The sequence below is a fragment of the Acinetobacter sp. ANC_7588 genome (genome assembly GCF_056783995.1).
In genome coordinates, this window is record NZ_JBWYIU010000010.1 from 65,483 (window position 1) to 78,178 (window position 12,696).

Below are 12,696 nucleotides of genomic sequence, written 5' to 3' on the forward strand. Positions count from 1 at the left end.
TTAATCAAGTAAATTATTGACAAAATTACTTACAATTTCCGTTGTAATTCGGTAATTTTTTACTCAATTTATCCGCATGAATAACTTATCTTTTCATTTTTGGTATATTAACAGCATTCAAAGGTGATAGTAATCATTTTTTAGCACTTCAGCTTATAATATAACTTCACCAAGATTATCTATAAATTCAAATAATTAACAAATACTAGAAGCTTTAAAATGTATTCCTATTGTAAATCTCTTGCTTTTACCCTTTTAGAACTCATTTTCACGATCGTCATTATTAGTATTCTTGTGATGATAGCACTCCCTCATTATCATGAATTTCGTGAAAATCAAGAAAGGGCGCAAATTCTTAGCACGGTACGGCAAGCCATCAGCCAAGCTAAAGCCAATGCTGTAAGTTACCGAAGCCCTGTGATTATCTGTGCTTCTCAAGATTTAAAATCGTGTAAGAACAGTCAATGGCATAAAGGGTTTATCATCTTTCTAGATCAGAATCACAATCAACAATTCGATCCTCACGAAAAGCTTATTCAAGCAACTTCGACAGATTACCAATATGGTGATTTCAGTTGGAAAGGTGGTGTTACCAGCAAGAATACGATCACCTTCCAACCAGACTCTGGTTTACCACGTGGATCAATGGGACATTTTAAATACTGTGCACATTCAAATAAATCAAATCTAATCGTTAGACTTTCAATGATGGGACAGACTCGTCTTGAAGAAACTAAGACATGTGAATGACAACTTATCAGTCACATTTTACACACTATAGCCAATATTAATTGGCCTGATATTACATATACTCAAGCTGTAAAACAAAGCTAAATAAATTGGAGAGAATAATGACTGATATCGTCATCCTTAATGGTGCACGTACGGCAATGGGCGGCTTTCAGGGAAGTTTATCAAGTGTGACTGCACCAGAACTGGGTGCAGTGACCATTAAAGAGGCTATCTCACGCTCGGGTTTGCAGCCAGCAGACATTGAAGAAGTCATTATGGGTTGCGTTTTGCCTGCAGGTTTAAAACAAGGCCCTGCTCGCCAAGCCATGCGCAAAGCTGGACTACCTGACTCGACAGGTGCAGTGACAATCAATAAATTATGTGGGTCAGGCATGAAAGCTGTGATGCAAGCAGCTGATATGATTAAAGCTGGTTCAGCAAATTTTGTGGTTGCAGGCGGTATGGAGTCTATGACCAACGCTCCTTACGTCTTACCTAAAGCACGTGGTGGTTACCGCATGGGTCATGGTGAAATTAAAGATCATATGTTCTTCGATGGTTTAGAAGATGCTGAAACTGGTCGTTTGATGGGCTCATTTGCTCAAGATATGGCCAACACTAAAGGCTATACCCGTGAGCAAATGGATGACTTTGCAATACGTTCATTAAAGCGTGCTCAAACTGCGATTACTGAAGGCTACTTCAACGATGAAATCGTCCCTGTTACTGTGTCAAATCGTAAAGGAGATGTCGTTGTAGATAAAGATGAGCAACCTTTTAACGCAAACATCGATAAAATACCAACACTTCGCCCAGCTTTTGCTAAAGATGGTACGATCACTGCTGCCAATGCCAGCTCGATCTCTGATGGTGCTTCAGCCTTGGTTATCAGTTCATCTGAACAAGCACATACAAAGGGTTTAAATCCTTTAGCCAAAATTGTGGCATATGCCTCTAATTCACAACATCCCTCTGAGTTTACGATTGCACCAGTCGGTGCAATCCAAAAGGTTCTCGATAAAACAGGTTGGAATGTCGCAGAAGTCGACCTTTGGGAAATCAACGAAGCTTTTGCAATGGTCACAATGTGTCCTATTGATGAGTTCAAACTCGACCCTGAAAAAGTAAATATCAACGGCGGAGCATGTGCTCTAGGACATCCAGTAGGATCTACAGGTTCACGGATTATTTTAACGTTAATCCATGCACTTAAACGCACAGGTGGTCAACGTGGTATTGCTGCGCTTTGTATCGGTGGTGGCGAAGCAACTGCAGTGGCGATTGAGTTAATCTAAAGCGTCTAAAGCCCCTATTTTTCAAAGAGGGGCTTGAGGGAGATTTAAATGATCAATCCTCCCCTAAACCCTTCTTGACTAAAGGAGGGTAAATAAAAAAGCCTCTACTTAGCTAGAGGCTTTTTTATAATCTCAATTCAAAGCATAGCTTTGAATTATTAGACTTAAAGAATTTCTTTACGTAGTTGCTCTGGAGATTTCATTGACAATAAGCCTGGTGCAACGTCAAATGCAGTTTTCGCGCCATATTGACCCATTTGATTAATGCGGTAGCATGCACGTGCATAAGCCACAAGTACACTTGCAGTAAACTCAGGATTGCTATCTAATTTCAACGAAAACTCCATTACTTGAGTCTGCTCTGCACTACTATTACCACTGCGAATGACAAATCCACCGTGGGGCATACGATTATGCTCGTTACGAAGCGTTTCTTCATCAATGAAGTTCACAGTCGTGTTGTACTCTACAAAATAGTCTGGCATGGTCACAATCGCCTGCTTTACGGCTTCAGCGTCAGCACCATTTTCAAGCACAACATAACATTCACGAGTATGCTTTTCTTTAGTGGTTAATACAGGACGTGAACCACTACGAACTTTATCAATCGCATCTTGTGATGGAATAGTATATTGAACACCTGCTTTAACACCCGCCACACGGCGAATCGCATCTGAGTGACCTTGACTCAAACCCTTACCCCAGAAAGTATAGGTTTCACCATCTGGTAATAATGCCTCACCAAATAGACGATTAATTGAGAACATGCCTGGATCCCATCCAATCGAAATCATTGCCGTTTTTTTGTTAGCAAGTGCAGGCTCATTCACTGCTTCAAAAAACTCAGGAATACGTGCATGCGTATCAAAACTATCTACTGTGTTGAATTTACTTGCCAATTCTGGTGTTTGTTTTGGAAGATCATCTTTAGATCCACCACATAAGATCAACACATCAATTTTGTCTTGAAGGTCATTTAAGTCATCCATATGAAAAACTTTCGTGTCACTAAAGCAAGGAGACACTGATTCAGGTGCACGGCGTGTAAAAATTCCCACAAGCTCTAAATCTGGGTTCTTTTGAATTGACGTTTCAACGCCACGACCGAGGTTGCCATAACCAACAATACCAATACGAATCAAATTTTGCATAACAACTGCTTCACTATTTAAATGATGGCAAGATCACTAGACTGAGTACTAAACATATACCGCAAAACAGTCTGATTGAATGGAGAAAAACCCGCACCAAAAATGATCAAATGAATACTAACATACTACAATAAACTGCACTTTTTTGGAGCAAATTTATCATTTAAATCAGTGTTAATCGATCAATTGAATCATATAAAAAACCGCTGTACTAAAGGCTTTGTCGCTATATATTTCTGAATGAATTAAAAAATTCTGCTCTAAATAGACTTATGATTAAACTTTGACCTTCTATGTGTCATTTTGAATAGCGCTTAGGCTGAACTATGAATACCTAAATCTTGTTTCCATCAAATAAAAAAAGCTGAACCTAAGTTCAGCTTTTTTATCACTTAATAAAATTAAGCACCCGTTTGATAATTTGGTTTTGGTACAGCAGTCGACGCTTGGTAAGGTTGAGTAAAGTCGTTTAAACCCGCCGCTGCTTCTGCAATGTCTTTACCTTCTTTAATCACGAAAGTATCGAAACCAGCACGCTTCATGTAGTTCAACACGTCTTTGAATATATCACCTGTTGCACGAAGTTCGCCTTGGAAGCCTTGGCGACGTAACAATGCGGCAAATGAATACCCACGACCATCGTTAAAACCTGCAAACTCAATAAAAATTGCATCTAACTGATCAAGCGGGAACTCATTGGTTTCAGGAGAGGCATCAACCGTTAAGTAGAGCGCTTTTTTGCCTGAAACATTTTCAATTTGATCCAACTGTTCAACGCTTAGAACTACATCACCTTGTGGTAAAACGCCATCTTCACCGATCAATTGATAGGTGTTGTCTGCAATCGTGCCATCTTTAGAGAGCACTTGTAGTGCGGTATTAAGCATATGCACGCTCCTTAAATGGTTGGATGCCGACACGGCGATAAGTATCAATGAACTCTTCACCTTCTTGACGTAAATCAAGATAAGTGTTCAAAATTTCTTCCACCACATCTGGTACTTTTTCAGCAGCAAATGATGGTCCTAAGATGTCACCGATTGAGGCATCATGGTCTGCATTACCACCCAATGTAATTTGGTAAAATTCTGCGCCTTTCTTATCGACACCTAAAATACCAATATTACCCACATGGTGATGACCACAGGCATTCATACAACCTGAGATATTCAAGTCCAATTTACCTAAGTTGTAAATCGTATCTAAATCATCAAAGCGGCGTGAAATTGCTTCAGAAATTGGAATAGATTTCGCATTTGCCAAAGAACAGAAATCACCACCTGGACAGCAGATAATATCGGTTAAGAAACCAATGTGCGCGCGAGCCAGGTTATTCTTTTCAAGAATCGTCCAAAGCTCAAATAAATCTTTTTGCGGTACATCAACAAGGGCAATATTTTGCTCATGCGTGGTACGCAATTCACCAAAAGTGTACTTATCCGCAAGATCAGCAATCAAGTTCATTTCTTCAGTGGTCACGTCACCCGGTGCAACGCCTGCACGTTTCAATGAAATTGTTACGATGCGGTAACCTTTCACTTTGTGTGCATTGGTATTGATGTTAAACCATTGTTTGAATTTCGGATGTGTAGCAAACAGTTCTGAGAAGTCTTCATCTGCATAATCTTGGTACGCAAATGGTGTGAAGTTCTGGTCCATTTTCGCCAGAGTGTCTGCATCAACTTTTAAAGTTTTAATCGTATGTGCAAATTCAGCTTCAACTTTTTCAGCAAAAACTTCAGGTGTTAAAGCTTTAACCAAGATTTTGATACGAGCTTTATATTTGTTATCACGACGACCGTGTAAGTTATACACACGAAGTACTGCTTCTAAGTAAGCAATAAGGTCTTCACGTGGTAACCACTCTTTGATCACAGCACCAATGATCGGTGTACGACCTAAACCACCGCCAACCATGATTTTGTAGCCCATTTCACCCGCTTCATTGCGAACGATATACACTCCGATATCATGAAATGCTGTTGCAGCACGGTCGATTTCAGCAAGTGCAGAAACTGCGATCTTGAACTTACGTGGCAAGAATGCAAATTCTGGATGGAAAGTTGACCACTGACGAATCAACTCACATGTCGGTCTTGGATCTTCAATTTCACCAGCAACGACACCTGCATATTGGTCTGTTGTTGTATTACGAATACAGTTACCAGATGTTTGAATCGCATGCATTTGAACTGATGCCAACTCTTGCAACATGTCTGGCACATTTTCTAATGCTGGCCAGTTAAATTGAAAGTTTTGACGAGTAGAAACGTGTGCATAACCACGGTCATACGCTTTAGCGAGTTCAGCAATTTTACGAAGCTGTTTAGAGTTCATCAAACCATAAGGTACAGCGACGCGAAGCATCGGCGCATAACGCTGAACATATAATCCATTTTGTAAACGTAATGGACGATATTCATCTTCAGTAAGCTTTCCAGCTAAATAACGTTCCGTTTGATCACGGAATTGTGCAACACGTTCATTGATCAGTTGCTGATCGAAATCAGTATATAAATACATGGCGTACAGCTAGTAGTTTAATTTTAACGAAGCACAGCATAGCTTTTATTCATCTATCAATAAAATGCGTTTTTTACATATTTAATAGCGGTTTTATTGATATGTAATCACTCAAATCACTGATATATTGACAAGCTCTGGATTCTAGCACTTATTCCACATAAAGATTTTATTTGGCTTTTTTTAGCACATAAATTCATATAGATAGTAAATTTGTTCTTTATGAAAACTTATCCGATCGTGATGTATGTATTTTCCCAATACCCTTCTTTAAATTGACCCTCGATCAATTGAATATATCGACCATGAACTTGATCAATGGCAATACAATCATCAATGTCCAAAACCCGATCTGTATGCTGTTTTTGCCAATCTTTTCCAAAGAATGATTTACCACGTTCTTTAGCCGATGCACTATTTAAAGCGGGTACTAATACATAACGATGTAACTCTCCGAACTCATTAACGTGGTACCCACCTAAATTAATCAACCAGAGTTTCATTTCGTTTTCATTAGGAGCTGCATCTGTAAAATGGATTTGGAATTGCTGCTCATTATACTCCACTCCATTTACCTTCGCCCAAGCATCAATATGTAAGCCTTTCTGCTCACCAAACCAAGCATTTTTGAGTTGAGGATAGACTTCTTCTAGTGAATCCCCAACAGCCAAAACCACATCATGCACTTCAGTATTGGCACGTGCATGACGACCACCGAGCATTACAAGAAATAGGCTTGGCATGGTTGATTTCCTTTGGCTTTGACAAGACCATTAATCATACCTGAATTTGGATTTGCCACTACTGAAAAGAATGGATTGGCTGTGTTACTGATTTTTATACAGGGTTTAAAGATTAACCTGACCAATTCAACGATATTGGATACGTGGTGGCGACATGGATGTCCCCCGTTGAGCAGTATTACAAGAATGTAATATCTGCTCAACAGAAAGCCTTCGGTTACTTGGGCTTTTCCAAAGTAACGTAAAAGTAAGTCCATGAAATAGCTCTTCAAATCTGAATCTCAAATAGATTCACACTCCAAACTGCCTTACTTTTTTTTCGGTAAAACTAACAAAATCATTTTGTATTTCTGATGATACTTCCCTGTATCACAGAAATACAGACGACATCCATGTCGCCGATCCAAAAATCAAATTTTAGGAAAATGTTTTAGCTTTTCTAGAGCGCATAAAAAAAATCGCATCCAATGGCTTAAATGCGATTTTCTAAATAGCACCTCTCCCCTTACGAAGCAGTGCTTCTCATTCCAAAGGGAGAGACTTAAAGGGTGAATTACATATCCACCATTTCCACGCCATCAATACGTGCAACAGTCATCAAGTCTTTATCACCACGACCTGAAACCGTCGCAATAATGATTTGGTCTTTATCCATGGTTTGAGCAAGTTTTGTAACATATGCCATGGCATGTGAACTTTCAAGCGCAGGAATAATACCTTCAATCTTAGTTAAGTCGCGGAAGCCTTGTAATGCTTCATTGTCATTAATTGGAACATACTCAACACGCTTCATATCTTTTAAGAAGCTATGCTCTGGGCCTACACCAGGATAATCCAAACCTGCTGAAATTGAGTGTGTTTCAATAATCTGACCTTGCGCATCTGACATCAGATAAGTACGGTTACCATGCAGCACACCAACATGACCAGCATTTAATGGAGCAGAGTGTTTGCCAGTTTCAATACCGTAACCAGCAGCTTCAACACCGTACATTTTCACCTCTTGATCATTCAGGAATGGATAGAACAAGCCCATCGCATTTGAACCACCGCCGACACAAGCAACCAATGCATCTGGTAGACGACCTGCTTGCTCTTGAATTTGACGGCGTGCTTCACGACCAATGATCGATTGGAAATCACGTACCAATTGAGGATATGGATGTGGACCTGCAACTGTACCAATCACGTAATAGGTAGAATCGACATTTGTTACCCAATCACGCATGGCTTCATTCATGGCATCTTTTAATGTTTTAGAACCACTTTCGACAGGAACAACAGTCGCGCCCAATAAACGCATACGATATACATTCATCGCTTGGCGTTTCACATCATCTGCACCCATGTATACAACACATTCAAGCCCTAAACGCGCTGCGATGGTCGCTGTTGCCACACCATGTTGACCTGCACCAGTCTCAGCAATAATACGTTTTTTGCCTGATAACTTCGCCAGTAAAGCCTGACCAATCGTATTATTTACTTTATGGGAGCCAGTATGGTTCAAGTCTTCTCGTTTTAAATAGATTTGTGCACCCCCCAACTCCTTTGACCATCGCTCAGCATAATAAAGCGGACTTGGACGACCTACATAAAAAGCGAGGTCACGGTCGAATTCTGCCAAAAACTGTTCGTCATTTTTCATTCGGAAATACAGTTGCTCTAGATCTTCTAGTGCAGCCATTAGAGTTTCTGACACAAAACGTCCGCCATGGATACCGAAATGCCCTTTTGCATCAGGGTATTGGGTATAGTCAATCACTTGATCTTGTTGATTAACGGTTTGCTGATCCACGATGGACTCCTTGCATAAAGCGTTCTACGAGTTGTTGGTCTTTTATACCTTTTGCGGACTCTACACCGCCGCTCACATCCACAGCATATGCTTGTGTTGTAAGAATTGCTTGCTCGATATTGTCAGGGTTTAGTCCTCCTGCCAAGATCAATGGAATATTTAATTTTGGAAATGTTGTCCAATCAAAGCTGTGGCCTGTTCCGCCCTTTAAATCTGGATGCCATGCATCCAACAACACAGCACTCGCACCAAACTTTTGATATTTATTGATTTCTTCAACGATATCTAGTTCTGGTTTTACTTGAATTGCTTTATACCAGCGGCGACCCACTGCCTGAGCAATTTGTTTGCACTGTTCTGGACTTTCATCGCCATGAAACTGCAAAATATCTAAAGGGACTTTTTTAAGTATGTTTTGGATCTCTTCGGCTGAACTATTAACAAATAACCCAACTGATTGCACATAAGCAGGAATCGCTTGAACCAACAGTGATGCTTGCTCAACATCTACGTGTCTTGGACTTGGTGGAAAAAACACAAATCCTATGGCATCCGCACCAGCTTGCACAACAGCTTGGACATCTTCTAATCGGGTAATCCCACATATTTTTGCACGAGTTCGCATCTATTCTAGCTCTAATCCACCCTCATCATAGCCGATCTATCATTTTTGGGCGCTTCATTGTAAAGCAATTTTTTCATCTTGCGTAAAGTTCACTCAGAATATTCGGTGTGAAGATTGTTTAAATGAGAAGCGCTCTTTATACTGCGCTCAAATTGCAACAAGTCAAAGCAATCGCTTTAGGGAAGTTGGTGAAAATCCAACACTGCCCCCGCAACGGTAAAAAATGAAAAGCATTTCTCAATAGATTTCTGATTTTTAGAGATTTACACCACTGCATGTCATATGTGGGAAGGTGGAAATGTAAGTAATCCAGTTACTACATTTGAGTCCGGATACCTGCTTGTTGTGTTCTTCCACTCAATCATTCACGGGGAAGTGAATGTATGGAGCACGTTATGTCTATTCAATGTCAACCAACAGCTTTGGTTGGTGCAATCGCTATTGCGATGGGTTTTTCAACGTCTGTAACAGCAACGACTGAAGCTCAAACTTCTGCAAAATCTTCTTTAAGCACGATTGTGGTTACAGCTTCTCGTAGTGAACAAAATATTGAAAATGTGCCTGCGCGGATTTCAATTATTGAGCCTAAAGTTTTAGATCAATCCCCTATTGTATCTTTACCTCACTTATTAATTAATGATGCATCAATCAATATGGTTCAGACTGGCGGATATGGACAGCAAGCTTCTATTTTTTTACGTGGAACTGAGTCTGACCATACTTTAGTCATGCGTGATGGTGTTCGTTTAAATACACCCTCTCAGGGTTCAGCATCAATTCAATTTATTGACACAACAGACCTGAAGCAAATTGAAGTTCTTAAAGGACCGGCATCTGTACTTTATGGTACTGATGCTATTGGTGGTGTCATACAACTTGTATCTAAAACACCGGTAAAAACAGGTGCATTTGTTACAGGCGAAATTGGTGAAAACAAAACTTATAAATCAATTGTAGGTGCCGACTTTGCTGAAAATGGTTTGTATGCACAAATTCGCGGTCAACGTTTAGAATCTGATGGCACTGAAGTATTAAGCAACAGTAATCAAAAATATGCATATGATCAAAAAGGATACAGCGCAAAATTTGGTGTCGACAAAGAAGCTTTTTCTGCATCTTTAGATTACACCCAAAATGAAGGAAATGGTGCTTACAACTTAAACGGCAATTTAGTTTCCCAAGATTTTCAAAATGAAATTGTGAACTTAAAGGGTAAGGTTAAAATCACATCAGATCTTGAATTAAATGCCCGTTTATCACAGTTTAAAGATGATTTAGACCAAATGGACAAGCCTGACTTTGTTCACAATACCTCTAAAGAAGCTGAAGTTTATGGAAAATGGCAATTCACACCTTCTCAAAATATTCTAATGGGGGTAACTCATAAAAATATTGAAGCAGATATTTTATCTAAAAGTGATTGGGATCCTATGTACGATGTTGAATATAGTCGTAAAAAAAACAGCACAGGCTATTTTGCTCAACATCAATACCAAGCAAATAATATCGATGCGCAATTTGGCATTCGCTTAGAAGATGATGAACGTTTCGGCTCACATACCGTTGGTCAAGGGGCTGTAAGATATCACTTTAGCCCATCTATAAGTATCTATACCAATATTGGTAGCTCATTTAGAGCACCAAGTATGAATGATTTATATGCAAAAAATTGGGGTGGCAACCCAAACCTAAAACCTGAAGAAGGCTTTTCATATGAAGTTGGTTTAGATCATAAAGTTACAGAAAACTCCTTAATTTCTTTATCTGTATATCGTAATGAAGTAGACAATCTGATTACTTCAAAAAATAGCACCCTCATAAATGTAAATAAGTCTAAATTTACAGGTGGTGAAGTTTCTTATAAATGGAATACAGATGATTTATTCTTAAATGCTTCATACGCTTATGTGCAAGCAAAAAATGTAGAAACAGATGAAGATTTGCAAAAGCGCCCTCGTAAAAAAGCAACACTATCAGCAGGCTTACAAAATGAGGTTTACGGAATTAGCACTTCTATAGTTGGTAGCTCTAAGTCTAAAAGTTACAGCACTCAATACAATAATCCTGGTTATGCAACCATCGATGTAAATGCTTACTGGAATATAAACCCCAATATTAAACTATTCACTAATATTGAAAACATTGGTGATGTTCAATATGAAACTGAATACTCTAGTGGGAATGGTATTTATTACATCAATGGTGGTCGCCAAGCTTCCGTTGGTGTTACGTTCAAGTACTAATTTCATCAACCTATAGCTAAATACTTTTTGAGGATAATGTCACAGCTGTGGCATTATCCTTTTTAAATTGCGATATCTGAATATTAAGGAAATAACATGGGTCACCGTTTAAGTAAAATTTATACCCGCACGGGAGATACGGGCACTACCGGACTAGGCGATGGTTCACGTGTACCTAAAGATGATTTACGTATTGATGCTTTGGGAGATGTCGATGAGCTCAATGCAGTGATCGGCGTCCTTCGCTCGCATATAGCGATCAGTACCATTACAGATAAATCCGTTTGGGACAATACGCTTGGCCTGATACAACACTGGTTATTCGATTTAGGCGGTGAAGTATGTATCCCGGGCTTTAACTTGGTTCAACAAGTATCAATTGAGTTCTTAGAAAAAGATATTGATCGCATGAATGAAGTATTACCTATGCTCAAGGATTTTATCCTTCCTGCAGGAACTTTGGTCTGTAGCTTTGCACATCAAGCACGTGCTGTCTGCCGTAGAGCTGAACGTAGCGTGATGTCTGTCCATCAACGTGATCAAAATATCCAAGCCACATCATTACAACTTTTGAACCGCTTATCTGATTGGTTATTCGTCGCATCTCGTACCTTACAACGTGCTGAAGGTGGCTCAGAAGTGCTTTGGCAAAAGAATATCAATGAGACAATTGAGCCCTGACCTTAAAAGTGTAAAAAAGGTCTTCATGTTGATTGACCCATCCACTTAAAATGCTTTTTTGATCAAAATTTTGATTTAAAATCGTCATATTTCATTCATGATTTAGCACTAAAATCACCCTGAAATTTCAGGGTGTTTTATGAAAATAATTGGTCATCGTGGTGCGCGTGGGGAAGCACCTGAAAACACCCTCGGTGGATTTCAATATATTCAAGATATTGGTATCCGCGCTGTAGAATTTGACGTTCGTCAACTCAAAGATAATGCTCTGATCGTGATGCATGATGATGACTTTATTCGTACTACGGGCCAAGCTAAACATTTATACGAATGTGATGAGCAAGATTTAGCGCAGTATAATCATGCCGTAACGTGGTCTGAATGGAATAAAGTCGAAACTACACCGCTACTCGACCAAACCCTCAAAATTATTCATAATTTTAATCATATTGAAGTTGAGGTCAAAGCTGTTGAATCGATAAAGGCCGCAGAAAAAATTGTCGATGCCTTAGATCAACAATTAATTGGCTTTGAAGATTCAGCCATTATCACCAGTTTCGATCCTAAAATTCATCAAGCCCTTCAAAAGCAAAAATCAAGGTTTAAGCGTGGATTACTGGTTGAAACCGATATAAAGCATGCAGCCATTGATCAAGCTTTGAAATTTGAATGTTGTCAAATTGGTTGGATGAACGAACTTGCTACAAATGAGATCATTGCATCCACACTTTCCGCAAATTTAAATATTAGTATTTGGACAGTCAATCATATAGATCGTGCGAAACAGCTTAAGGATTTAGGAGTCCAAGGCTTAATTACTGATTATCCCAAGTTAATGATGTCTCACCTATAATATATTTAAATTCATAGCTTTAAGTGATTATTTTTCTCTAATTTATTTTTTG

11 protein-coding genes and 1 riboswitch are annotated in these 12,696 nt (G+C 39.2%); of the genes, 5 read left to right on the forward strand and 6 right to left on the reverse strand.

Annotation, left to right across the window (positions count from 1 at the left end):
- Nucleotides 1-219: 219 nt before the first annotated feature.
- Both AC1M9J_RS10540 and AC1M9J_RS10545 read left to right on the forward strand, forming a co-directional pair.
- On the forward strand, nucleotides 220-750 hold the full coding sequence (locus AC1M9J_RS10540) for a GspH/FimT family pseudopilin (protein ID WP_481596049.1): 531 nt from the start codon (nucleotides 220-222) through the stop codon (nucleotides 748-750).
- A 101-nt stretch (nucleotides 751-851) separates the two neighbouring features.
- Nucleotides 852-2,027, forward strand: a complete 1,176-nt coding sequence (locus AC1M9J_RS10545; protein ID WP_481952286.1) for a thiolase family protein — start codon at nucleotides 852-854, stop codon at nucleotides 2,025-2,027.
- Nucleotides 2,028-2,191: 164 nt separating this feature from the next.
- Here the strand turns inward: AC1M9J_RS10545 and AC1M9J_RS10550 are convergent, their stop codons facing one another.
- From AC1M9J_RS10550 to AC1M9J_RS10575, 6 genes are all read right to left on the reverse strand, one after another.
- Entirely contained in the window at nucleotides 2,192-3,178 is a 987-nt protein-coding gene (locus tag AC1M9J_RS10550) for a diaminopimelate dehydrogenase (RefSeq protein ID WP_481952287.1), read from the reverse strand.
- Between the two features lie 401 nt (nucleotides 3,179-3,579).
- Nucleotides 3,580-4,065, reverse strand: coding sequence for a DUF934 domain-containing protein (locus AC1M9J_RS10555; protein ID WP_179998966.1), 486 nt, complete (start codon nucleotides 4,063-4,065; stop codon nucleotides 3,580-3,582).
- Nucleotides 4,058-5,701, reverse strand: coding sequence for a nitrite/sulfite reductase (locus tag AC1M9J_RS10560; RefSeq protein WP_481613337.1), 1,644 nt, complete (start codon nucleotides 5,699-5,701; stop codon nucleotides 4,058-4,060). Before AC1M9J_RS10560 ends, AC1M9J_RS10555 begins: the two co-directional genes overlap by 8 nt.
- A 230-nt stretch (nucleotides 5,702-5,931) precedes the next feature.
- Nucleotides 5,932-6,444: a DUF1543 domain-containing protein gene (locus AC1M9J_RS10565; protein WP_481952288.1), complete on the reverse strand. Its 513-nt coding sequence runs from the start codon at nucleotides 6,442-6,444 to the stop codon at nucleotides 5,932-5,934.
- Between the two features lie 553 nt (nucleotides 6,445-6,997).
- Complete coding sequence (gene trpB, locus AC1M9J_RS10570; RefSeq protein ID WP_481952289.1) at nucleotides 6,998-8,242, reverse strand: tryptophan synthase subunit beta; 1,245 nt, start codon at nucleotides 8,240-8,242, stop codon at nucleotides 6,998-7,000.
- Nucleotides 8,223-8,867, reverse strand: a complete 645-nt coding sequence (locus AC1M9J_RS10575) for a phosphoribosylanthranilate isomerase (RefSeq protein WP_035265546.1) — start codon at nucleotides 8,865-8,867, stop codon at nucleotides 8,223-8,225. Before AC1M9J_RS10575 ends, trpB begins: the two co-directional genes overlap by 20 nt.
- A gap of 142 nt (nucleotides 8,868-9,009) precedes the next feature.
- Nucleotides 9,010-9,225: riboswitch (cobalamin riboswitch) on the forward strand.
- A gap of 37 nt (nucleotides 9,226-9,262) precedes the next feature.
- Between AC1M9J_RS10575 and AC1M9J_RS10580 the strand changes: the two genes are divergently transcribed.
- The 3 genes from AC1M9J_RS10580 (at nucleotide 9,263) to AC1M9J_RS10590 (ending at nucleotide 12,644) form a co-directional block, all read left to right on the forward strand.
- Nucleotides 9,263-11,110, forward strand: coding sequence for a TonB-dependent receptor plug domain-containing protein (locus tag AC1M9J_RS10580; RefSeq protein ID WP_481952290.1), 1,848 nt, complete (start codon nucleotides 9,263-9,265; stop codon nucleotides 11,108-11,110).
- A 96-nt stretch (nucleotides 11,111-11,206) separates the two neighbouring features.
- A complete protein-coding gene (locus tag AC1M9J_RS10585; protein WP_481952291.1) occupies nucleotides 11,207-11,791 on the forward strand; it encodes a cob(I)yrinic acid a,c-diamide adenosyltransferase in 585 nt (194 codons plus the stop codon).
- A 139-nt stretch (nucleotides 11,792-11,930) separates the two neighbouring features.
- Nucleotides 11,931-12,644 (forward strand): glycerophosphodiester phosphodiesterase, encoded by a 714-nt coding sequence (locus AC1M9J_RS10590; RefSeq protein ID WP_481596044.1) that lies wholly within the window; start codon nucleotides 11,931-11,933, stop codon nucleotides 12,642-12,644.
- The last annotated feature ends 52 nt before the right edge of the window (nucleotides 12,645-12,696 follow it).